Source organism: Nocardia sp. IFM 10818 (assembly GCF_054655275.1).
In genome coordinates, this window is record NZ_BAAHJH010000001.1 from 7,868,956 (window position 1) to 7,891,263 (window position 22,308).

General features: G+C 68.5%; 22 protein-coding genes. 10 read left to right on the plus strand and 12 right to left on the minus strand.

The annotated features are described in order from the left end of the window. The first annotated feature begins 90 nt into the window (after positions 1–90). Both ACYQ5L_RS36445 and ACYQ5L_RS36450 read left to right on the plus strand, forming a co-directional pair. Complete coding sequence (locus tag ACYQ5L_RS36445; protein WP_459962759.1) at positions 91–828, plus strand: nucleotidyltransferase family protein; 738 nt, start codon at positions 91–93, stop codon at positions 826–828. 18 nt (positions 829–846) lie between these two features. Then, positions 847–1,872 (plus strand): XdhC family protein, encoded by a 1,026-nt coding sequence (locus ACYQ5L_RS36450; RefSeq protein WP_459962760.1) that lies wholly within the window; start codon positions 847–849, stop codon positions 1,870–1,872. A 61-nt stretch (positions 1,873–1,933) separates the two neighbouring features. Here the strand turns inward: ACYQ5L_RS36450 and ACYQ5L_RS36455 are convergent, their stop codons facing one another. From ACYQ5L_RS36455 to ACYQ5L_RS36505, 11 genes are all read right to left on the minus strand, one after another. After that, on the minus strand, positions 1,934–3,037 hold the full coding sequence (locus ACYQ5L_RS36455) for an ABC transporter substrate-binding protein (protein ID WP_459962762.1): 1,104 nt from the start codon (positions 3,035–3,037) through the stop codon (positions 1,934–1,936). 79 nt (positions 3,038–3,116) lie between these two features. Next, positions 3,117–3,920 (minus strand): ABC transporter permease, encoded by an 804-nt coding sequence (locus ACYQ5L_RS36460; RefSeq protein WP_459962763.1) that lies wholly within the window; start codon positions 3,918–3,920, stop codon positions 3,117–3,119. Further along, positions 3,920–4,708: an ABC transporter permease gene (locus ACYQ5L_RS36465; RefSeq protein ID WP_459962764.1), complete on the minus strand. Its 789-nt coding sequence runs from the start codon at positions 4,706–4,708 to the stop codon at positions 3,920–3,922. Before ACYQ5L_RS36465 ends, ACYQ5L_RS36460 begins: the two co-directional genes overlap by 1 nt. Beyond that, positions 4,705–5,529, minus strand: coding sequence for an ABC transporter ATP-binding protein (locus ACYQ5L_RS36470; protein WP_459962765.1), 825 nt, complete (start codon positions 5,527–5,529; stop codon positions 4,705–4,707). The genes ACYQ5L_RS36465 and ACYQ5L_RS36470 overlap by 4 nt, the downstream gene beginning before the upstream one ends. Before the next feature lie 102 nt (positions 5,530–5,631). Further along, positions 5,632–6,039 carry a hypothetical protein gene (locus tag ACYQ5L_RS36475; protein WP_459962767.1) on the minus strand — a complete coding sequence of 136 codons (408 nt, stop codon included), beginning with the start codon at positions 6,037–6,039 and terminating at the stop codon, positions 5,632–5,634. Positions 6,040–6,159: 120 nt separating this feature from the next. After that, positions 6,160–7,104 (minus strand): hexose kinase, encoded by a 945-nt coding sequence (locus tag ACYQ5L_RS36480; protein WP_459962769.1) that lies wholly within the window; start codon positions 7,102–7,104, stop codon positions 6,160–6,162. 100 nt (positions 7,105–7,204) lie between these two features. Next, positions 7,205–8,029: a class II fructose-bisphosphate aldolase gene (locus tag ACYQ5L_RS36485; protein ID WP_459962770.1), complete on the minus strand. Its 825-nt coding sequence runs from the start codon at positions 8,027–8,029 to the stop codon at positions 7,205–7,207. Next, positions 8,020–8,985 carry a hexose kinase gene (locus ACYQ5L_RS36490; protein ID WP_459962771.1) on the minus strand — a complete coding sequence of 322 codons (966 nt, stop codon included), beginning with the start codon at positions 8,983–8,985 and terminating at the stop codon, positions 8,020–8,022. The genes ACYQ5L_RS36485 and ACYQ5L_RS36490 overlap by 10 nt, the downstream gene beginning before the upstream one ends. 70 nt (positions 8,986–9,055) lie before the next feature. Continuing rightward, positions 9,056–10,198 (minus strand): N-acetylglucosamine-6-phosphate deacetylase, encoded by a 1,143-nt coding sequence (locus tag ACYQ5L_RS36495; RefSeq protein ID WP_459962772.1) that lies wholly within the window; start codon positions 10,196–10,198, stop codon positions 9,056–9,058. A 496-nt stretch (positions 10,199–10,694) separates the two neighbouring features. After that, the gene (locus ACYQ5L_RS36500) at positions 10,695–11,663 is read right to left on the minus strand and encodes an ROK family protein (protein WP_459962773.1); all 969 of its coding nucleotides are present in this window, start codon (positions 11,661–11,663) and stop codon (positions 10,695–10,697) included. 14 nt (positions 11,664–11,677) lie between these two features. Beyond that, complete coding sequence (locus ACYQ5L_RS36505; RefSeq protein ID WP_459962774.1) at positions 11,678–12,565, minus strand: SIS domain-containing protein; 888 nt, start codon at positions 12,563–12,565, stop codon at positions 11,678–11,680. 152 nt (positions 12,566–12,717) lie between these two features. Between ACYQ5L_RS36505 and ACYQ5L_RS36510 the strand changes: the two genes are divergently transcribed. The 6 genes from ACYQ5L_RS36510 to ACYQ5L_RS36535 all read left to right on the plus strand — a co-directional run bounded on the left by ACYQ5L_RS36510 (position 12,718) and on the right by ACYQ5L_RS36535 (position 17,671). After that, positions 12,718–13,971, plus strand: coding sequence for an extracellular solute-binding protein (locus ACYQ5L_RS36510; protein WP_459962775.1), 1,254 nt, complete (start codon positions 12,718–12,720; stop codon positions 13,969–13,971). Then, a complete protein-coding gene (locus tag ACYQ5L_RS36515; protein ID WP_459962776.1) occupies positions 13,968–14,864 on the plus strand; it encodes a carbohydrate ABC transporter permease in 897 nt (298 codons plus the stop codon). Before ACYQ5L_RS36510 ends, ACYQ5L_RS36515 begins: the two co-directional genes overlap by 4 nt. Then, positions 14,861–15,745, plus strand: coding sequence for a carbohydrate ABC transporter permease (locus ACYQ5L_RS36520; RefSeq protein WP_459962777.1), 885 nt, complete (start codon positions 14,861–14,863; stop codon positions 15,743–15,745). Before ACYQ5L_RS36515 ends, ACYQ5L_RS36520 begins: the two co-directional genes overlap by 4 nt. A gap of 28 nt (positions 15,746–15,773) precedes the next feature. Then, positions 15,774–16,550: a DeoR/GlpR family DNA-binding transcription regulator gene (locus tag ACYQ5L_RS36525; RefSeq protein ID WP_459962778.1), complete on the plus strand. Its 777-nt coding sequence runs from the start codon at positions 15,774–15,776 to the stop codon at positions 16,548–16,550. 311 nt (positions 16,551–16,861) lie between these two features. Then, the gene (locus ACYQ5L_RS36530) at positions 16,862–17,089 is read left to right on the plus strand and encodes a hypothetical protein (RefSeq protein WP_459962779.1); all 228 of its coding nucleotides are present in this window, start codon (positions 16,862–16,864) and stop codon (positions 17,087–17,089) included. A 138-nt stretch (positions 17,090–17,227) separates the two neighbouring features. Continuing rightward, positions 17,228–17,671 carry a DUF4254 domain-containing protein gene (locus ACYQ5L_RS36535; protein ID WP_459962780.1) on the plus strand — a complete coding sequence of 148 codons (444 nt, stop codon included), beginning with the start codon at positions 17,228–17,230 and terminating at the stop codon, positions 17,669–17,671. Here the strand turns inward: ACYQ5L_RS36535 and ACYQ5L_RS36540 are convergent. Beyond that, on the minus strand, positions 17,643–19,187 hold the full coding sequence (locus ACYQ5L_RS36540; protein WP_459962781.1) for an ATP-dependent DNA ligase: 1,545 nt from the start codon (positions 19,185–19,187) through the stop codon (positions 17,643–17,645). The two genes, ACYQ5L_RS36535 and ACYQ5L_RS36540, sit on opposite strands and share 29 nt — an antisense overlap. A gap of 128 nt (positions 19,188–19,315) precedes the next feature. On the opposite strand from ACYQ5L_RS36540, the gene ramB reads away from it, so the two are divergent. Both ramB and urtA read left to right on the plus strand, forming a co-directional pair. Continuing rightward, positions 19,316–20,728, plus strand: coding sequence for an acetate metabolism transcriptional regulator RamB (ramB, locus tag ACYQ5L_RS36545; protein ID WP_459962782.1), 1,413 nt, complete (start codon positions 19,316–19,318; stop codon positions 20,726–20,728). Between the two features lie 225 nt (positions 20,729–20,953). Then, the gene (urtA, locus tag ACYQ5L_RS36550) at positions 20,954–22,228 is read left to right on the plus strand and encodes an urea ABC transporter substrate-binding protein (RefSeq protein WP_459962783.1); all 1,275 of its coding nucleotides are present in this window, start codon (positions 20,954–20,956) and stop codon (positions 22,226–22,228) included. The last annotated feature ends 80 nt before the right edge of the window (positions 22,229–22,308 follow it).

Genomic DNA, 22,308 nt, shown 5'->3' on the forward strand with positions numbered 1-22,308 from the left:
ATCGACCATGCCGATCGTCCGTGCCACTCGGGGAGCGAACATCACCGGGCAGCGCTACCCTGCCCGCATGACCCCCGAACCTTTGCCCGCATGACCCTCGCGCGCTGCGACGGCATCGTCCTGGCCGCGGGTGCGGGGACCCGCTACGGCATGCCGAAAGTCCTGGCCGGGGACGGTGACTGGCTGCGTGCGGCCGTCGCGGCGCTGCGTGAGGGCGGCTGCGCCCGCGTCGTCGTGGTGCTCGGCGCGACGGGGCCCGCGCTGCGCGAGGCCGGTCCGGGCGGGGGCTCGTCATGGTTGGTCTCGCAAACTCCTCGCATCGCTGTGCCCCCGGGTGCGCGACCGGTGTGGGCGGCCGACTGGGCGGCCGGGGTGAGCGCTTCGCTGCGGGCCGGGCTCGCGGCGGTTGCGGGTGGACCGGCACTCCAGCACGATCTTGCGGCGCGGATGACTGCGGGCGGGACTGTTGCGGCGGGGACTACTGCGAATGGGAATGCCGCCGATGGGAACACCGGCTCGGCCGCCGGGCCGCCGGAATTCGCGGCGATCATGCCGGTGGATACGCCGGATGTCGGCGGCGAGGCGGTGGCCAGAGTCATAGCCGCCGCATATGAAAGTGCGAGCGGTGTGGCGCGTGCGGTATTTCGCGAGGAGCCCGGGCACCCGGTGGTGCTGGGGCGTGCGCACTGGCCAGCGGCCGTATCGAACGCGGCGGGAAATTCGGGGGCGGGCACTTATTTAAAGCAACGAGCGGATATGGTGTGCGTCACGTGTGACGACTTGGCGACGGGGATCGATCGGGACTATCCGCGCGACAGCACACGGTGATCGGGAGCAAAGTTAGAGATGCGGGATATCGTCGACGATCTATTGCGGGTGTGGCACAGCGGGCGAACGGGCGGATTGGCGACTCTGGTGCGGACCCAAGGGTCGACGCCCATGCCGATCGGGGCGGCGATGGTCGTCGACGCCGAGGGGCGGGCGTTCGGATCGATCTCGGCGGGCTGCGCGGAGGCCGCGGCCTACGAGGCGGCGCGGGAGTCCGCGCGGACCGGGCACCGGGGACTGCACCGGTTCGGGCCGGGCAGCGGAATCGATGCCGGCATGGATTGCCCCGGCAGCCTGGATGTGTTCACCGAACCGTTCTCGCGCAGGCATTTTCCCGAGTTCCCGGATGTGGCGGCGGATATCGCGGCGCAGCGGCAGGTCACCGTGTTCACGGTGGTGTGGCATTCGGATCCGGATGTGATCGGCCAGCATCTGGTCACCGATCGCCGGCATGCCACCGAGCTGGTGTCGCTGCCGGATTCGGATGTGTTCGTGTCCTCGTTCGTGCGGCCGCCGCGGCTGATCCTGTTCGGGGCCAATGCCTTCACCGCCGCGCTGGCCGTCCAGGGCAAGCTGCTGGGCTACCGGGTGACCGTCTGCGACGCCCGGCCCACCTTCGCCAGTTCGGAGGCCTATCCCGGCTGCGAGGTGGTCGTGGACTGGCCGCACCGATACCTGAACACCCTCGCGGCGGCCGGCGAAATCGATTCCAGCACCGCGATTGTCGTGCTCTCGCACGATGCCAAGTTCGAGATCCCGCTGCTCACCATCGCATTGCGACTACCCGAGGTGGGATTCCTGGCAGCACTGGGTTCGCACACCGCGCACGACCGCCGCATCGAAGCGCTGCGGGCGGGCGGCTTCACCGATCAGACGCTGTCTCGCCTGCATTCGCCCGCCGGTCTGGACATCGGCGCCCGCACGCCCGCCGAGACCGCCATCGCCATTGCCGCGGAAATGCTGGCCGTGCGCAACAGCCGGACCGCGGAACCGCTTTCGGCGCACAGCGGGGAGATTCCGCTGCGGCCCAGCCTGGCGCGGTAGCGGTCCGGCCCGTCACCCCGGCGGGCGCGCCGGAATGACGGGCGAGCTCCCGTTCGAGCGCTCAGGGCGCCTTCAGCTCCGGATGCTCGGCGTAGAGCTCCCGCAGGACGGACATGTCGAACAGCTTGTCCGCGGCGATGTCGATCTTCGCTTTACCCAGGGCGGCAATGTTCTTGGCGATCAGCTCCTCGCTCATGGTGAACAGCCCGTTGGCCTTGGTCTCGGCCGAGACGACCAGATCGTTCTGCGCCCCGGCCTCCATGGTCTGCTCGGCGAGGTCCAGGCGCTGATCCTTGCCGTACACCTCGACGGCCAGGCGCGCGGATTCGGACGGGCTCGCCACCGCGTCCCGCCAGCCCTTGATATCGGCCAGCAACCACGCCTTGAGCTTCTCGCGCTCGTTGTCGATGGTCTCCTGCTTCACGGTGAGAGTCTCGGCCACCAGCGGCAGGCCGTAATCGGCGAACAAGAAGTTGTAATTGGGGAAACCCTTGCTGCTCAGCGTGATCGGTTCATTGGTGACATAGCTGACCCAGCCGTCGACCTCGCCGTTGGCGAGCGGGGTCGGATCGAACTGCGCGGGCACGATGGTGACATCGGCGGCCGTCATGCCGTTGGCGGTGAGCAGGGCGTTGAAGATGAGCTGATTGGTGTCCTGCACACCGATCTTGCGGCCCTTCATATCCTGTGGGGAGCGAATCGGCTTGCCCATTGCGCTGACGATGCAGAAGGGGTTCTTCTGGTAGGTCGCGCCGACGATCTTGGCATTCAAGCCCTCCAGGATGGCGGGGGCCGTGGTCTGCGGTGCGGACATGCCGATCCACACCTTGCCGGTGCCGAGGCCGGCCTCCACCGAGGTGCTGGCCGCACCGCCGGCGATGAGATCGACGGAGCCGAAACCGGCGTCCTTGAAATACCCCTTGGAATCGGCGAAGTACTCGCCCGCGAATTCGATGTTCTTCAACCAGGACAGCTGCACCGCCACGGTTCCGTATTTCGATCCGTCGGCGATGGTGCCATTGCCCGTCCCGGACGAGTCGTCACCGCAGGCGGCGAGCAGTCCGGCTCCACCCAGCACGGCGCCGGTGAGGCCGGCGTAGCGGAGGAAGGATCGCCGATCCAAGGACAACTGAGAGACCGGACTCGGCCGGGACATACGACTCATGCGGCGAATCTAGGGGTTCTCGATTTCGAATATTTTGCCTTTACCCCGCTCTTTGTGTGCGCCAGGTTAACTCGTGTTCTCAGTCCTTTCCCGGCTGCGGCGCGAACCGCGCCAGCACCAGGTTTTCCAGCACGCCGACGACGGCATAGGCGAACACCGACACCAGCGTCACCACCGCGACCGACGCCCACAGCCGGTTGTATTGGAAGGTCGGAATGGCACGGATCAGGCCCGCGCCCAGTCCGGTGCCGCTGCCGAGCCATTCACCCAGCAGTGCGCCGATGAGAGCGCCGGGCACCGACACGCGGGCCGCCGCGAACACCGACGGCAGGGCCGCCGGAACGGCGACCGTGCGCAGCGCCGTCCACCGCGAACCACCGTATACGGCAACCAGTTCCATGGCCTGCTTCGGTGCGGAGCGCAAGCCGGTCATGATCATGACCAAGGCGGGGAAGAACACCACGATGGCGGCCATGACGGTGACGCCGAGCAGGCCGCGGCCGAAGATCAGCACGATGATCGGGGTGAGCGCCACCAGCGGAACCGAGCGCAGCAGCATGGCGACCGGCAGGAACGCCTGCGCGACCGCGGGCACGCCGACGAACAGGGCGGCCACCAGCAGGGCCCCGCCCATGCCCAGACCGAAGCCGATCGCCGCGTCGCGCAGGGTGATCCGCAATTCGCCGAGAATGGACCGGCGGACGGTACCGGAGGTCGGGCCGGTCACCAGATAGGCCCAGACCTCCGCCGGCGTCTTGCCGACCAGCCCGACCTGTGGATAGAGCTGCAGGAAACCCCACCACAGCGCGACCAGCAGCACTAGCGAAACCAGCAGCGGCAGCAGGAATTTCCCGATCGGCCGCAATACGCCGAGAGTCCTCATCACGCCTCCGCCCGCATCCACGGCACCGCCACCCGGGCCACCAGCGCCACCGCCGCGTAGCCGAGTCCGGCGAGCGCGGCCGCCGCGAGGGCCATGCCCCAGGTGCGCGGCACCTCGTAGGCGTTCTGCGCGGCGGTGAGCGCGACGCCGATTCCGCTGTCCACCCCGCCCAGATATTCGCCGATGATCGCGCCCAGCACCGCCGACGGCGCGGCGATCTTCAAGGCGGCCAGGGTGTTCGGCAGCGCCGCGATCACCTGCACGCGGCGCAGCTGCTGCCAGCGGCCGCCGCCGTAGGCGCGAATCAGATCGAGGCTGGTGCGATCGGCCGAGCGCAATCCGGAGACGGTGCCGACCATGGTGGTGAAGAAGCAGTACATGGCGGCCAGGAACACCGTCGGCGTGCGCCCGCCGAACACCACCAGGATGATCGGGCCGAGCGCGAGCAGCGGGGTGCAGTAGCTCAGGATGGCCAGCTGGGTGACCAGCATTTCGATGGGCGGGATCAGCACCACCAGCACCGCGAGCGCGATGGCGAGCAGATTGCCCCACAGGAAACCTTGCAGCGCACCGCGAGCCGTGACGCCGAAGTTGGGGCCGTACAGCGCCCAGCCGTCGGTGTATATGGCGTGCAGCACCTGCCAGGGTCCGGGCACGGTATTGCCGGCCACCCGCAGCGCGGCCAGGATCGACCAGACCGCGAGCAGGGCGACGATACCCGCGAGCCCGCCCAGGCCCTGCCAGTGGAACCGGAGTTGTTCGCCGCGTTCTTCGCTGCCTCGGCTCATTCCGCCGTCACCCCGCCGCGCCCGCCGCGGCCGAACAGCAGCTCGGACAGATAGTCGTGCAGTTTGTGGAATTCCGGGCTGCGCATCATCTCCGGGGTGCGGGGCCGGGGCAGGTCGATATCGACGACCTCCACCACCCGGCCGGGCCGCGGGCTCATGACCGCGACCACATCGGAGAGGAACACCGCTTCGGCGATGCCGTGCGTGACCATGAGCGTGGTGGCGGGCTTTTCGGTCCAGATGCGCAGCAGTTCCAGATTGAGCCGCTGCCGGGTCATATCGTCGAGTGCGCCGAAGGGCTCGTCGAGCAGCAGTACGGTGGGTTTCACCACCAGTGCGCGGGCAATCGAAACCCGTTGCCGCATACCGCCGGACAGCTGTGCCGGTTTCGACTTCTCGAAACCCTCCAGGCCGACGAGGTGAATCAAGTCGGCGATCAGCCGCGGTTCGACCGGGAGCCCGGCCACCTGCAAGGGCAGTTTGATATTGGATTCCACACTGCGCCACGGCAGTAGCGCCGAATCCTGGAAGGCGATACCGAACTCGTGGCGGCGGCGCAGCTCGGCCGGCGTCTCGCCATTGATGCGCGCCGTGCCGGCGCTCGGGGTGTCGAGTCCGGCGAGAATTCGCAGAATCGTGGACTTTCCGCATCCGGAGGGCCCCAGCAGCGACAGGAACGCGCCCTGTTCGGTATGCAGGTCCACCGCCTCCAGCGCCGGAACGGTGCGCCGCCCCGACCGGAACGTCTTACTCAACCCGCTGAGGTGAATACCCGTGCTGAGGTGAATACCCGTGCCACCAGCGGTCACTTCCGAACTCATGGCGTCACAGTAGGAGCCGGGAATTGCACGCAGATTGCGAATCCACGGACGAGATTTCCGTGCTGTTACTTCCGGCCGCCGGTTCCGGTCATCGGCGCGGGCTCACCAAGAGGACGGTTCGAACCAGTCCCGGGCCTCCCGCCGGAACAGCAGCACGATCACCACCAGCGAGACGAGCGGTCCCAGTGGGCCCGGCGGCCGCCCGTCGGTGATCGACGGCACCGTCCACAGCATGTTCAGGACCGCGAGCAGGATCGCCCCGATACGCACCGACTGGCCTTCGGCATTGAAGGTCAGGGCCACCAGGCCGAGCAGCCAGGCGGGCAGGAACGGCAGGGCCGTCATCATGGCCGACTTGCTGCCGAGCAGCCATCCGGCCGAGGCCGCGCACACCACCCCGATCAGTGCCAGCCCCACCGCGAACAGCTGTGCCACGCGCACCACGCGGGGCATGCGATAGCTGTCGTCCACGCCCGACCCTTGATCGTGCGGGTATCCGAGGTCCGACACCCGCACGACAGTACCAATCCGACCGGCCCGCATGCCCAAACCACGCCGCTCACCGGGCGCACGGACGGCATCGGACAGCCGGGCCCCCGGGAGTCCCGGGCGCTCGCTGTGGGATTGTGATCAGGGGCGGGCGGCGACCGGCTCCAGTTCGCGGACGCGGACGGTGGGGAGCAGACGATCGCGCAGTACACGGTCGATCTCGCCCGCGACGGGAATGACCACGGCCGCAGCGGAAGTGGCGACGGCATCGGCCAGCAGGGCGGGCCAGTCGGGGGCCGGATCGGCGGCGAGGGCGGCGATGATGGCGGCCACCGCGGCATCCCCGGCGCCCGTCGGATTTCCCGCGAGAGGTTGCGGGAGGGCGGCGGACCAGGCATGGGTCCGGGTGACCGCGACCATGCCCGCGCCGCCGCGGGTGACGATGACCGCGCCTGCGCCCTCGGCGATGAGCGGTTCGACGGCGGCCAGGATCTCCGGGACGGTGGTGGCGGGCTGCCCGGTGAGGCGTTCCAGTTCCTCGGTATTGGGCGTGAGGGTGATGCCCGGGACGGTGGCGGCGAGTTCGAGTGCCGGACCGTCGAAATCGCAGATGGTGGGCACGCCCGCGGCAATGGCCAGGCGCGCCAGTTCGGCGGGCAGGCCCGGGTCCACGCCGCCGGGCTGGGAGCCCGCGATGACCAGGCCGGTCATATCGGAGAGCAGTCCGGCCACCCGCACCCGTAGTTGATCGACGGCGCGCGGTTCGGAGATGCGCGGCCCGGGTTCCCACAGGGCGGTGGCGGTCCCGTCATCGGATTCGCTGATCACCACCGTGCGCCGCACCCAGGGCAGGGCGTGCACGAAGTCCACCGGCATCTCCAGCGAGGCCGCCGCGGCGAACGAGTGATCCGCGAACCCGGTGGCGCGCGCGTACTTCCCGAGCTGGTTGAGCACCCGCGTCACATTGATGCCACGTCCGCCGAGCCGCTGATCCACCGATCGCACCCGGTGTGCTCGCCCCCGCTCGAAATGCTCGACCCGGTAGGTCATGTCATAGGCCGGGTTCATGGTCACGGTGAGGATCACCAGTACCACTCTGCACGCTGGATATCCGGACGCAAGCTTTCGTTCGCACTATGGCACTCAATGTCCGTGCCGTCTCATCTGCGCCGCGACCCGCACCCGGTCATACGTTCAGCACCCGCAAATGGTTCATCACATCCTGCTGAATCCCGAAGCGGCCGGGCCCCAGATACTTTCGCGGATCCGAACCGGAGTCCCCGGCCAGCGCGGCCCGCACCGCCGCGGTGAGGGCGATATTCAGGCGGGTTCCGATATTGACTTTCACCATGCCGTTTCGTACCGCCGACCGCAGACCCTCGTCCGGGACGCCGGAGGACCCGTGCAGCACCAGCGGCACCGGCAGCCGCGCGGCCAGCCGCGCGATCAATCCGTCGTCGAGCGTCGCCGCCCGGTCCTGCATGGCGTGCACCGACCCGACCGCCACCGCCAGCGCCCCCACCCCCGTCGCGGCCACGAACTCGGCCGCCTCGTCCGGATCGGTCCGCACACCGGGCGCGTGCGCGCCGTCCTTCCCGCCGATCTCCCCGAGTTCGGCCTCCACGAACACCTCTCGCGCCGCACACCATCGCGCGATGTCCGCGGTGGCCGCGACATTCGCGCCGTAGTCGAGCCGCGCCCCGTCGTACATGACGGAGTTCAGCCCGACCCCCACCGCCTCCTCGATCAGCCCGCGCTCGGTGGCGTGATCCAAATGCACCGCCAGCGCCGCCGAACTGTCCGCCGCGATCTGTAAGCACGCCCGCGCCAGCGGCTTCAACCCGCCGTGATACTTCACCGTGTTCTCCGAGATCTGCAGGATCGCGGGCCTGCCCGCCGCTTCTGCCGCCGCCGCGATCCCTTCAGCATGCTCGAGCGTGATCACATTGAAAGCCCCCAACCCACCCGGCCGCGCCAGTGCGATGAGTTCGGGCACGGGCGTCAAAGGCATGGAAACTCCTGAAGACCCGGTACGGTCACCGGCTCCACTAGAACGGTCTCGAACAGCCGATCACGAAGCCCCAGATCGACCTCCCCCGCCACGGGCATGGCGACCGCCGCGGCCGATGTGGCCACCGCCCCCGCCAAGGCCCCGCGCCAACTCCTCGCGTCCATGTGTGCCGGGTCGGCGGCCAGCGCGATGATCAGGGCGGCTGCGGCGGCGTCGCCCGCGCCTGTCGGATTTCCCGTCAGGGGCTGCGGTGAACGGGCGGACCAGACGCCGATTCTCGTGACCGCGACCATGCCGGCCGCACCGCGCGTGGCGATGATCGCGGCGACGCCTTCGGCCAGCAGCGGCAGGGCCGCCGCCGCCACCTCCTCCGGGGTACTCGCGACGACCCCGGTGAGCGCCTGTAGCTCATCGGAATTGGGCATGAGCAGCACACCCGGAACTCGCGTAGCGTGCCGCAATGCCTCGCCGTCCACATCGCAGATGACGGGCACCCCGGCCGCGACGGCCAACCGCGCCAGCTCGGCGGGAAGGCTCTGGTCCGCGCCCTTCGGCAACGATCCCGAGATCACCAGGCCCCGCGCTCGTTCCAGCAGTCCGCCGACGCGGGCCAGCAGCCGCTCCGCATCCGCCGGATCCGCCAGTGGCGCACCGGGTTCCCACAGTCCGGTCGTCGTGCCGTTGGCCTCGCTGATTACAACGGTTCGCCGCACCCATGGCAGACATGTCACGAAGTCGACCGGCAGCTCGCGCCCCGCTGCCGCGGCAAAGCCCGCATCCGCGAAACCGGTTGCGACACAGTCACGCCCCAAGGCCCGGATAACCCGCGCGACATTGATCCCCTTACCCCCGACTCGCTGCTCCACCTGCGGGACCCGCTGCACCGCCCCGTATTCGAACCGCTCCAGCCGATAAGTCAGGTCGTACGCGGGATTCGCCGTCACAGTGATGATCACGCCGCCGACCATCCACGCCGCACTGCCGGCGACAGCCGCTGCCGCTCGCCCACGGTCGATTCGGCGGGGATCACGGCAACCACCGCCCACGGTGCAGCACTCGGCGCAGTCGCAGATCGTCGTCGACGACGATGAGGTCCGCGTATGCGCCGGCTCGCAGCTCACCGACGTCTGCCAACCCGGCCGTGGTGGCGGGAGTCAGCGTGGCCGCCCGGACCGCATCCCGCAGCGGCACACCGCATTCCCGCACCACCCAGGCCACACAGCGCAGCAGGTCCGCGGTACCGCCGGCAATGGATCCGCCGGCCACCCGTGCCACGCCATCGCGCACCCGCACTTCCTGCGGGCCGAGCCGGTAGACGCCGTCCGGCATTCCCGCCGCGGCCATGGCATCGGTGACAAGTACGACCCGATCGCGGGCTGTCGCGAACACCATTGCCGCGAAACCCGAATCAACGTGCACTCCATCGCCGATCAGTTCCACCGCCGCCTGCCTCTGCGCGGCGGCGGTCAGGGCAGCGGCCACCGGCCCAGCAGACCGATGGTGCATCGGCGGCATGCCATTGCCCAGGTGAGTGACCGAGCTACCCGGACCGCTGGGACGCAGACCGTTGCGGAATTCCTCGAATCCGGCGTCGCTGTGGCCCAGCGACACCGTCACGCTCTGCTCGGTCAGCAGTCGTGCGACATCGGCGAATCCCGGCCGCTCCGGCGCGATGGTCATGACCCGCAGGTGGCCGCCCGCCGCCGCGAGCAGCCGACGGGCCAGCGCCGGGTCCGGATCGAGCAGCAATCGCGGATCGTGTGCCCCGCACCGGGACCCGGAAAGAAACGGCCCCTCGACGTGAATCCCGCCGATCACCCCGTCCGCAGCGAGCTCCCGCAGCGCCGCGACCTGGTCGACCATCACGCCGGGCGCGGCCGTCACGATCCCGGCCAGGACGGTCGTGGTTCCCCGGCTGTGATGAAACGCCGCAGCAGCAGCCGCTTCCTCTTGATCGACCGTGTCGAACCGATGCCCCGCCCCGCCGTGGTCATGAATATCCACCAGCCCTGGCAGCAACGTGCCCAAGTGCGGCAACCTCACCCAATCCGGGTGTGCCGCCGGCCATTCCGACGCGGTCCGCACGCCGGTGATCCGCTCGCCCTCCACCGATACCACACCGTCGTCGATATCGTGCGCGGCGGAAACGATCCGCCCCCGAACGTGCACCCCGGCACCTCCCCCGGCACCCCATCCGCTCACCGCTGCTCACCCCCCACGAACGCCGGCGCCGGCGAGCCTCGCTCGGCACCGCTTCCGGCACAGCGATACCCGAGTTGGCCGTCCTCGACTGCCCGTGCGCCGGAGACCGGACCGTCGCCTACTCCAGCAATTCGTCGTCGCGTCGCGCCGCACCGCCGGGGCACCGAGGCCGCCGCGCTGCGGCCGAAACAACTGTCGGCCGAAGCATCGGCCCCGTCGATCGGGTTCGCCATGCGGCCACACGCTTTCGCGCGTGCCCACGCGTTTCGGGCGCTCGGACCCGCAGCTGGATCCACCGTCCTGGCGAGACTCCGGTGACGAGTACGCCGGCCCGTTCCTGCCGCGGCCGCGACCTGATTTCCGGCACCGTCGTCAACGATCGAGCTGACATCCGGCTCACCTCGGTGGGGTAACTGTCCGGGGGCGACCAATGGATGGGGGCCGACAGCGGGCGGGCCGTCCATCACGTCAGGGCTCCCTGGCGGGCAAGCAGGGCCGCGCCGGTCAATCCGGCTCGGGCGCCGAAGGTTCCGATGACGACCTCGGGGCTGGGGGCGACGCGGAGGCGGGTGCCGAGAGCTCGGTGGAGGGGGTGGGCGAGGGCATCGCCTGCGCCGGCGAGGCCGCCACCGAGGACGATGAGTTCGGGGCAGACGGCGTGGACTATGCCGATCAGGCCGTCCGCCAGGGCTTCCACGGCGTCGGCGACTACCGCCTGAGCCGCCGTATCTTCCGGGAGGCGCGCGAAAATATCTGCTGCGCTGTTGTATTCGCGGCCGGTGTGGCGGGTGTAGGCGCGGGTTATGGCGGCGGCGGAGGCCACGGTTTCTACACAGCCGATGTTGCCGCAGGGGCAGGGGAGGCCGTTCTTGCGGACCGGGATGTGGCCGTATTCGCCTGCTTGGCCGAGGCCGCCGCGTACGAATCGGCCTCCTACGGAGAGGGTTCCGCTGATTCCGGTGCCTATGACGACGACCAGGACGGTGCCGCGGGATTTGCCCGCGCCGAAGCGCCATTCGGCCCAGCCGGCGGCGGTGACGTCGTGTTCGAGGAGGACGGGCATGGACCAGCGGTCGGTGAAGCGGGGGCCCACGTGGATGTCGCGCCAGCCGATGTTGGCGCTGAAGACGGCGATGGAGTTGGCGGTGTCGACCACGCCGGGGAGCAGGACCGCGGCGCGGTGGACGCGGGAGCGGTCGGCGGGTGTGAGTTTGGCGAGCAGTAGGTCGCCCAGGTCGAGCATGGCGTCGAAGGCGTCCGGGCCGCGCGGCGTCGCAATGGCGTCGGCGGCCAGGACTTCGCCTGCGGCGTCGGTGATCTCGCCCTTGATGGTGGTGCCACCCACGTCGAGGCCGAGCACCAGCGCATCGGGAGCCAGTGCCGGATTCGGTGCGACGGGCGGTTCGGGCTGCGTGGCGGGGTCGTGCTGCACTGCCGGGCTCCAGCTCAGTCGAGGACCACCGAGCGGGTGAGGCTGCGCGGGTGGTCGGGGTCCAGGCCCAGGTCGGTGGCGCGGAGGGCGCAGAGGCGGTGCACGCGAACGAGTTCGGCCAGGGGGTCGAGGGGGCGGTGTTCGTAATGGGCGCCGGTGGCGGTCACCGCGGCGGGGAGGCCGCCGGGCTGGGGGCCGAGGGCCCAGACGGCGCGGCCGGGGGCGGCAATGCTGATGGGGCCGTGGCGGTATTCGGTGGAGAGGTAGGACTCGGTCCAGGATTGGCAGGCCTCGCGGAGTTTGAGGGCGGCCTCGTCGGCGAGGGCGGCGGCGAAACCCATTCCGGTGAAGGTGATCTGGTCGGCGTAGCGGACGGCGGCGAGGGAGACGGCGGGATCCTCGGCGAGGACCTCGCGGGCTTGGGCGATCACGGGGGTCAGGTCTTCGCCCAGGTGGCTGCGCAGGATCGCCAGAGTGGTGGTGGCGAAGCGGGTTTGGACGACCGAACGCTCGTCGACCTCGTCGATGAGCAGGGGCGCGGCCAATTCCAGCACGGGTGTGCCGGGGCTGGAGCTGATCACGGTGCGCGGCACGGCTTCCGGCAGTGCGCGCAGGGCGTCGATGACCTCGGTGGTCGTCCCGGAGCGGCAGATCACCAGATAGCGGTCGTAGTCCCTGCCGTGCGGGAGCTGCCCGGCCGGCCAGGCGTCGGTGCGGCCCTGCCCGGCCGATTCGCGCAGCGCGGCAATGGCTCTCGCCATGTAGTAGGACGTCCCACAGCCGATCACCGCCACGCGCTCACCGTCCGCGGGCAGCAGGTCGCGATGGTCGGCGGCGATGGCCGCGGCGCGGGCCCAGCAATCCGGCTGAGACTCGACCTCGGCGGCTAGATACGTCAGCACGAGAACAGCGTGCGCCCAGTGATCGTTCATGTCAAATTTACAGCCAAAGTAGTCAATATCAATCATGTAGTGCGTTAGATTCGACACCGATCACCCGATCGAGTTCATCATCCGCGATTCCGGCCGGGTGTGTGTATCGAAAGGCTCCATTCGTGAATAGACGACTTCACCGCGTAGTGGCAGGCGTCGCGATGCTCACCGCGGCCACGCTCGCAATCACCTCCTGCGGTTTCGGTTCCGATGACGACTCCGCCAAGGATCCGAACACCATCAACCTGCTGGTGCCGTCCTACAGCGACGGCGCGAACGGCACGAAAGCCCTGTGGGACAAGATCATCGCTGGTTTCCAGGGCCAGAACTCCGACATCGAGGTCAACTTGCAGATCGAGTCCTGGAACTCGATCAACGATGTGGTGCGCACCAAGCTGCAGTCGCAGGACAGCACCCCGGACATCCTGAACATCGACGCCTACTCCAGCTTCGCCACCGACGGAATGCTCTACCCGGCAACCGATATCGTCTCCCCCTCGGTGATCGCCGATATCCAGCCCGCCTTCGCGAAGAACGCCAGCATCAACGGAACCCAGTGGGCGCTACCGCTGTTCGCCTCCACCCGCACGCTGTTCTACAACACCGAGCTGTTCGAGAAGGCCGGCATCGCGGCCCCGCCCAAGACCTGGGCCGAGCTCACCGACGCCGCCACGAAGATCCAGGCCCTCGGCGGCGGCGTCTCCGGCTACGGCCTGCCGCTCGGCAAGGAAGAAGCCCAGGCGGAGTCCTCCATCTGGATTTTCGGCGCGGGCGGCAAGTGGTCCGACGGCGACAAGCTCACCATCGACACCCCGGACAACCTGGACGGCGTGCGCGCCATGAAGGCCCTGGCCGATGCCAATGTGACCCAGCCGAATCCGGGCGCCACCGATCGCAAGGACGTGATCAACTCCTTCATTCAGGGCAAGATCGGCATGATCGAGGGCCTGCCGCCCACCATCGGCCAGATCGCCGAGAAGAACCCGGGCCTGAAGTACGCGACCGCGCCGACGCCGACCGAGACCGGCCAGCCGGTGACCCTCGGCGTGGCCGATCATCTGATGGCCTTCAAGAAGGACGGCTCCAAGCAGGCCGCCATCAAGAAGTTCCTCGACTACTTCTACTCCGCGCCCGTCTACGCCGACTTCGTGAAGAACGAGCACTTCATTCCGATCACCGCCAGCGCCGTGACCGCGCTCGCCGACGATCCGGTGACCAAGATCTTCGGCGCCACCCTGCCGGTCGCCCAGTTCTATCCGAGCAACAACCCGAACTGGGCCGCGGTGCAGGGCTCCATCCAGCAGAACATGGGCACCATCGCCCAGGGCGCGGACCCGGCCGAGGTGCTGAAGAAGATCCAGGCAGCGGCGAATTGAGCAAGGGCGGACAGCGATTCACGGCGGGGCTGGCCGCCCTGCCGTGGATCGGCCCGGTACTGCTGCTGATCGCGGCCATCGTGGTCTTCCCGGCCGGGTACATGATCTGGACCAGCACCCGTGATCTCAGCCAGTACGGCCAGGACCGCGGTCCGGCCGGTCTGGCGAATTACCGTGCGCTGTTCGACATTCCGGAGCTGGGCTCGATTCTGTGGCACACCATCGTGTGGGTGCTGGCGGTCGTGCTGATCACCCTGGTGCTGTCGGCGGCGCTGGCGCAGTTCCTGAACAAGGACTTCCCGGGCCGGACGGCGGTGCGGCTGGCGGTGCTGGTGCCGTGGGCGGCCTCGGTGGTGATGACCACGACCATCTTCTATTACCTGCTGGATCCGGATGTCGGCCTCGCCAACCGCTTCCTGGTGGATATCGGGCTGCTGGATCGCGGCTACGGGTTCACCAAACAGCCCACCCAGGCTTTCGTGGTGGCCATCGGGGTGGCGGTATTCGTCTCCATCCCTTTCACCACATATACGATTTTGGCTGGGCTGCAATCGATTCCGGCGGAAATGGATGAGGCGGGCCGGGTGGACGGCGCGAACTCCTGGCAGCGCTACCGCTATCTGACCCTGCCGCAGCTGCGCCCGGCCATTGCGGTGGCCACCATCATCAACATCATCAATGTGTTCAACTCGCTGCCGATCCTGCAGGTGCTCACCGGCAGCATCGCCGGATTCGACGCCGACACCACCACCACGCTGACCTTCAAGCTGATCCAGCAGAACCGGCAGGTGGATACCGCGGCGGCCATGAGCGTGCTGAACTTCGTCCTGATCATCAGCATTATCGCGATCTATGTGAAGGTGATCAGGCCCGCCGATCGGGTGGACTCATGACGACGACGATTGCCGCACCGCTGCCGGTCGAACCGGCGGAAGGCGCGGCGCCCCGGCCGAAACGGCGGCGCTGGGGGCTCACCGCGGTGGGCGTGCTGCTCGCCGCGCTGTTCCTGATCCCGTATATCGCCATGCTGCTCGGCTCGCTGAAATCGCGCGCCGAGATCCTGCGGATCCCGCCCACCTATCTGCCGCAGCAGTGGCATCCGGGCAACTACGCCACCATGTGGGACACCCCGGAGACGCCGCTGCCCTACAACCTGGCGAGCACCATCATCATCTCCACGGTGGCGACCGCGCTGGTGCTGCTGGTGGCGGTGCCCGCCGCGTATTACACCGCGCGACGGCGCTTTCCGGGCCGCGCGGCCTTCCTGGGCCTGGTGCTGATCACCCAGATGCTGCAGCCGACGGTCCTGGTGGCGGGCCTCATGCGCGAGTTCTTCACCCTCGGCATCGACGACACGCTGCTGGCCATGATCCTGGTGAACGCCGCCTTCAATCTGTCGTTCGCGGTGTGGATCCTGCACAGCTTCTTCGCCTCGGTGCCGGTGGAGATCGAGGAGGCCGCCCAGCTGGACGGGCTGTCGCGCTGGCAGATCCTCACCCGGGTGAGCCTGCCGCTGGTCTGGCCCGGCATCGTGACCGCCACCATCTTCACCGTGGTCGCCTGCTGGAACGAGTTCGCCGCCAGCCTGGTGATCCTGACCACCGACAAGAATCAGCCGCTGTCGGTGGCCCTGACCAAGTTCATCGGCCAATACGACACGGCTTGGCAATACGTCTTCGCCATCTCTACGGTCGGTATCGTGCCGGTCGTCATCCTCTTCGCCGTGATCGAGAAACGCCTGGTATCGGGCCTGACAGCCGGCAGTGTGAAGTGACGAGCGCGAAGTAACGAGGAGGGTTCAGGTGACGGCTGCGGCCGACCGGTCCACGCGATGGAACCGCCTGCTGGAACTGCTGGCCGAGACCGGGCGGCTGTCGGTGGAGGAGGCCGCCGAGCGCCTCGGCGTCTCCGCCGCCACCGTACGCCGCGATTTCACCGCCCTGGCCGATCAGCAGCTGGCCACCCGCACGCACGGCGGCATCGTGGCCACCTCGGTCGCCTACGATCTGCCCGCCCGCTACCGGCAGGGCGACGGCGCCAAACAGCGGATTGCCGAACACGCTGCCGCACTGGTGGATTCGGATGCCGTGGTGGGCTTCAACGGCGGCACCACGACGACCGCGGCCGCACGCGCCCTGGCCGGGCGCACCGAGACGGGCAGCGATCTCGTCGTCATCACCAACGCGCTGAACATCGCGGCCGAGATGGTGCTGCGGCCGCAGCTGCGCACCATCTGCCTGGGCGGCATGGCGCGGCGGGAATCCTATGAGCTGCACGGCCCGCTGGCGGAGCGGTCCCTGGCCGAATTGCGGTTGGACACCGTGATTCTCGGCGTGAATGCTCTCTCGGTCGAGGGCGGAGCGCAGTGCACGCACGTGGGCGAGGCGGGGGTGAACGCGGAGATGGTGCGCCGGTCGCAGCAGGTGATCGTGGCGGCCACCTCGGACAAGCTGGGGCGCGCGGCCCTGGCGCGGATCTGCCCGATCGATCAGGTGCACGTACTGGTCACCGACACCGAGGCCGATCCGGACACGGTCGCGCGGATCCGGGAAGCGGGTGTCCGTGTCGACCTCGTCTGATCGTTCCTGATCACTTCCTCTACGGACAGGGTGGCCCCTGCGACACGAATTGATTCGGATGCTGGGCCGGGCCGCCGTGAGCCTGTGCGTGCTGTCGCTGCTGCCCGCGCCGCCCGCCGCCGCGGACGGGGTTTCCGTGCTGCCGGTGTCCGTGCCCGACGTTCGGCAATTCGACGCTCGCCCGGGCGAGTTCACGCTGGCCGCACAGCCGCGCATCGTGGCCTCGGGAGCCGCCGGAGCGGCCGCGCGACGTCTGGCCGACGAGATGGCGCGCACCGGCCACCCCGCGACCGTGGCATCCGGCGCGGCGGATGCGGGTGATTTTCGTCAACGGCACCCGGCTGCGACCCGATCAGCGCTCCCGGCTGCTCGGCTCGAAGGTCTTCGTCTGGTGCGACGACCCGAATGCCACGACCGAGCGGGAGATGGTCGCGCCTGTCCGCGCCCGCCTGCCGATCATGGCGCAGCACCTCTGGCGGGGCGCCGACACGCCCTATGCGGACTTCGCCCGGCGCGTCGGGATGGTCGGGCTGCCCTGAGCCGAGTGCCAACCGGCAGTTGCGCTTTGGGCACAATGCCGGGTTTCCCGGAACGCTGACCGGGCGAACTACCGCCGTGCAAAGGCCATAATGAATTTTGTTGCCAATCGGAGATATTGGCGGGGCAGTATGGCCGCCGTGCACTCGCTTCCACCCAAACACCTGCTGTTGCAGGCCTGCCGCGGACTGCCGCCCGACGACCACCCGGTGTTGCGCTGCGCCGGGCTACTCGCGGATCTGCACGAGCGGCGTTTAACCGCGGCGGCGGGCGCCACCGGTCCCATCGACCACGAGCGCGCCCGGCTGGTGCACGATATCGACCGCTGGGTGGCAGCGGAGCTGCCCAAGGCGGAGCGGGACGCGCACCTGCACACCGAGACCGTGGGCACGGTGGTGGACCGCCTCGCCCAGTTCTCGGCGCTGGCCTACCTCACCCTGGCCACCTCGCCGGACGACGCGGTGGACGAAGCCGCCCAGCGCCTCACCGAATTGGCCATCGCCTACGAGCATCTGGCGCACGAGCTGGCCGCGGGACGGCGGCGACTGCCCAATCTCACCGGGAATCGGGAGTACGAGTACTGAGCGCGGCCTGCGGCAGCAACGCCCGGATGGCGTCGATGGTGTCGGCCTGGTCCGGTTCCTTGTCGGGGCGGTACCGCACCACCCGGGCGAAGCGCAGTGCCACGCCGCCCGGGTAGCGGGGGCTGACCTGCACGCCGTCGATGGCGATCTCGACCACCAGTTCCGGGCGCAGGTAGACGGTGGTGGCGTCGCGGTCGCGTTCGTGGCGCGGGAACTCCGCCGTCTGCCACTGCAGCAGGGCGTCGGTCAGGCCCTTGAAGGTCTTGCCGACCATGACCGGTTCGCCGCCGTCCGGATCCCGCGCGCCCAGGTGCAGATTGGACAGATAGCCGGTGCGGCGGCCGTAGCCCCACTCCGCGCCCAGGACGACCAGGTCGAGAGTGTGCGTGGGTTTGATCTTCTGCCAGGCCCGGCCGCGCCGCCCGGCGGCATAGGGCGCGTCCAGCGATTTGATCATGATGCCCTCGTGCCCGGCCGCCAGCGCACCGTCGAAGTATTCGGCGGCCGCCTCCGGATCCGGTGTGATGAGCGCCGGAATGCTCAGCCCGCCCGCCACTTTCGTCAGCGCCGCGCGCCGTTCCCGCAGCGGGGCGTCGAGCAGGTCCACGCCGTCGAGGTGCAGGCAGTCGAAGAAGTACGGATGCAGCAGCAGTTCCTGGGCGCTGGTCGCGCCGAACCGGCTCATGGTCTCCTGGAACGGCCGCGGCCGCCCGGAATCGTTGAGCGCCAGCGTTTCTCCGTCCAGCACGACGCTCGCGCAGTCGAGCCTGCGCACCAGCCCCACCAATTCGGGCACGCTCGCGGTGATGTCCCGCAGCGTGCGGGTGAAGACCCACACCTGCTCGCCCCGGCGATGCACCTGGATGCGCGCGCCGTCCATCTTGTGCTCGACGCTGACCGCACCCTCGAATTCCGCCATGGCCGCATCCAGCGCGGCGCCCGGCGAGGCCAGCATGGGCTGCAGGGGCCGCCCCACCTCCAGCCGGAACGCGGCCAGCGCCGCCGCACCGCCGGCGCGCGCCGCCACCGCGGTCACCGGTAGCCGCCCGGACAGCATGTGCGCCCGCCGCACCGCTTCGATCGGCACCTCGAAGGCCACCGCCACCGCCTCGGCCACGATGGCGGTCAGCGCGCCCTGCCGCATTTCCCCGGTGAGCAGGCGCAGCAGGAAGTCGTGCTCGTCCCGGGTGGCGGCGGTGAACAGGGTCGCCAGCAATTCCCGCCGCCGGGCCGTCGAACCATTGCCGCTCACCGCGGCCAGTTCGGTGAAGACCGCGTCCACAGCCCCGACGGTGAGGGTCGCGGCCGTCGCCGCGGGCGCCGCCATGGCGGTCAGCGTCCGCCAGCCGGTGCCGATCCGGCCCTGCGGCAATTCACCGGAAAGCCAGGCGACGACCTGCGCCAATTCATCGGGCGCGGTCGCATCCAGCAGCTCGGCAAAAACTTTGATCTTGTTCTTCCGCGACGAGGTGGCCCGCACCGCCGCCGACGCTTCCACCACATCCGACAAGAGCACGATTCGACGGTATCCCCAAGCCCCGACAGGTGGCGTGACTTCGCCCGCGCGCCCGGGATCCCGAGCCGCGAGCAGTACTGCTAATTTCCCGATTGGCACGGCTGCGAAACCGCCCATAAACTGGGCACATGGCCAAGACTTACGTCGGCGCGCGGCTCCGCCAGCTGCGTACCGAACGCGGGCTGAGCCAGGTCTCCCTGGCCAAGAAGCTGGAGATTTCGGCGAGCTACCTGAATCAGATCGAACACGACGTCCGCCCGCTCACGGTACCGGTCCTGCTGCGCATCAGCGAGGTCTTCGGGGTGGACGCCGGCTTCTTCTCCTCCCAGGACGACACCCGCCTCATCGCGGAACTGCAGGAAGTCGTCATGGATCAGGAATTGGGCATCGAGGCCGATGCCCAGGAAATCGCCGAAATGGTTTCCGCGCACCCGGGCCTGGCCCGCGCCATGGTCAATATGCACCGGCGCTACCGCAATACGACCGCGCAGCTGGCGGCCGCCACCGAGGACCGTTTCGCCCCCGACGGCTCCGGTTCCGGCGCCATCTCCAAACCGCACGAGGAAGTGCGCGACTACTTCTATCAGCGCCAGAACTACATCCACGAACTCGATACCGCCGCCGAAGAGCTGACCAATCGCATGCGCTTCCACGGCGGCGACCTCAAACGCGAGATCCCGCGCCGCCTGACCACCGCGCACGGCGTGCAGATCGTCGAGCGCATCGACCTGGGCGACGGCGTGCTGCACCGCTACGATCCGGAGCAGCGCCGCCTGGAGATCGCCCCGCATCTCTCCGGCGGCCAGCGGGTCTTCAAACTGGCCGCGGAACTGGCCTATCTGGAATGCGGCGACCTCATCGAAAAGCTGGTCGAGGAGGGCAATTTCTCCAGCCACGAATCCCGGGTGCTGGCGAAACTGGGCCTGGCCAACTATTTCGCCGCCGCCACCGTCCTGCCCTACACCCATTTCCACGAAGTGGCCGAGGACTTCCGCTACGACATCGAACGCCTGTCGGCCTTCTTCACCCAGAGCTACGAGACGATCTGCCACCGCCTCTCCACCCTGCAACGCCCGAAACTACGCGGCGTCCCCTTCTCCTTCGTGCGCGTCGACCGCGCGGGCAATATGTCGAAACGCCAGTCCGCCACCGGTTTCCACTTCTCCTCCTCCGGCGGCACCTGCCCGCTGTGGAATGTGTACGAGACCTTCGCCTACCCCGCGAAGATCATGACCCAGATCGCCCAGATGCCCGACGGCCGCAAATACCTCTGGGTGGCCCGCACCGTCGAACGCCGCGCCACCCGCTACGGCGAACCCAGCAAGATCTTCGCCATCGGCCTCGGCTGCGAACTCCGCCACGCCGGCCGCGTCGTCTACGCCGACGGCCTCGACCTCAACGACCCCAAAGCCACCCCCATCGGCGCCGGCTGCCGCGTCTGCGAACGCACCAAATGCCCCCAGCGCGCCTTCCCGCCCCTCGGCAAAACCCTCGATATCAGCGAACACCGAAGCTCCATCTCCCCCTACGTCATTCACTGACGCCCGCTTCTCACCTGCGCCGACACCGCACCTGCCGATTCGAACCGGAGTGCGGTGAGCGGAAATTCACGCCGCGGAAACATCGGCAATCGGAGTGTCACCGAGAGTCATTCCGGCGCAATACTTCCCGTTTACCGTTCTGCGCACGAATACACCGCTGTATACGCGGCGGTATTCGGAAGGTTCGGTGCTGCCGGACATCGTGAAGTGAGAAGGGTCCGCCCCATGCAAGATTCCATTCGCCGAGATCGCTCGCGGCGCCTGATCAAGGCGATCACCATTCCTACCGCGCTGGCGCTGTCCGCGGTGCTGATCACCGGATGCGGGTCGCGCGACGGCGACTCCGCGACCGGATCCGGCGCCGAGTCGTGCGTCGACACCTCGAAGGACACCATCAAGATCGGGTCGCTGCACTCGCTGACCGGCACCATGGCCATCTCCGAGGTCACCGTCGCCAACTCCACCAAGCTCGCCGTGGACCAGATCAACGCGGCCGGGGGCGTGCTGGGCAAGAAGATCGAAATCGTCACCGAGGACGGCGCGTCCGACCCGAAGACCTTCGCCGAGAAGGCCGAGAAGCTCATCTCCTCCGACTGCGTGGCCGCGGTGTTCGGCGGCTGGACCTCCGCGTCCCGCAAGGCCATGAAGCCCAAGTTCGAATCGCTGAACTCGCTGCTCTACTACCCGGTCCAGTACGAGGGACTGGAGGACAGCAAGAACATCTTCTACACCGGCGCGACCACCAATCAGCAGATCATTCCGGCGCTGGACTACCTGAAGCAGAAGGGCGTCACCTCCCTCTACCTGGTGGGCTCGGACTACGTCTTCCCGCAGACCGCCAACCGCGAGATCAAGGCCTGGGCCTCCGCCAACGGCATGGAGATCAAGGGCGAGGACTACGCGCCGCTGGGCTCCACCGACTTCTCCACCATCGTCAACAAGGTGCGTTCCGCCAAGGCGGGCGCGGTGTTCAACACCCTCAACGGCGATTCCAATGTCGCCTTCTTCCGCGAGTACGCCAACGCGGGCCTGAAAGCCGCTGATATGCCGGTGGTTTCGGTGTCCATCGCCGAGGAGGAGGTCGCGGGCATCGGCGTGCAGAACATCGTCGGCCAGCTGACCGCGTGGAACTACTACCAGACCGTCGAATCCCCCGCCAACAAGGCGTTCGTCGACGCGTACAAGGCCGCCTTCGGCGCCGGCAAGCCCACCTCCGATCCGATGGAAGCCGCCTACGCCTCGGTCTTCCTGTGGAAGAACACCGTCGAGAAGGCGAAGTCCTTCGCCGTGGCCGACATTCAGGCCAATGCCGACGGCGTCAGCTTCGACGCCCCCGAGGGCACGGTCGTGATCGACGGCTCCAACCACCACATCACCAAGACCGCGCGCATCGGCGAGATCCGCGCCGACGGCCTCATCTACACGGTCTGGGACTCCGGCAAGGCCGTGCAGCCCGACCCGTACCTGAAGTCCTACGAGTGGGCCAAGGGCCTCAAGTAATCCGGTAGCCGCCGATGAGGGGCGGCCGGTGCGGATGCCGCACCGGCCGTTCGGCGGTTCCGCCCACCGAGAGAACTCAC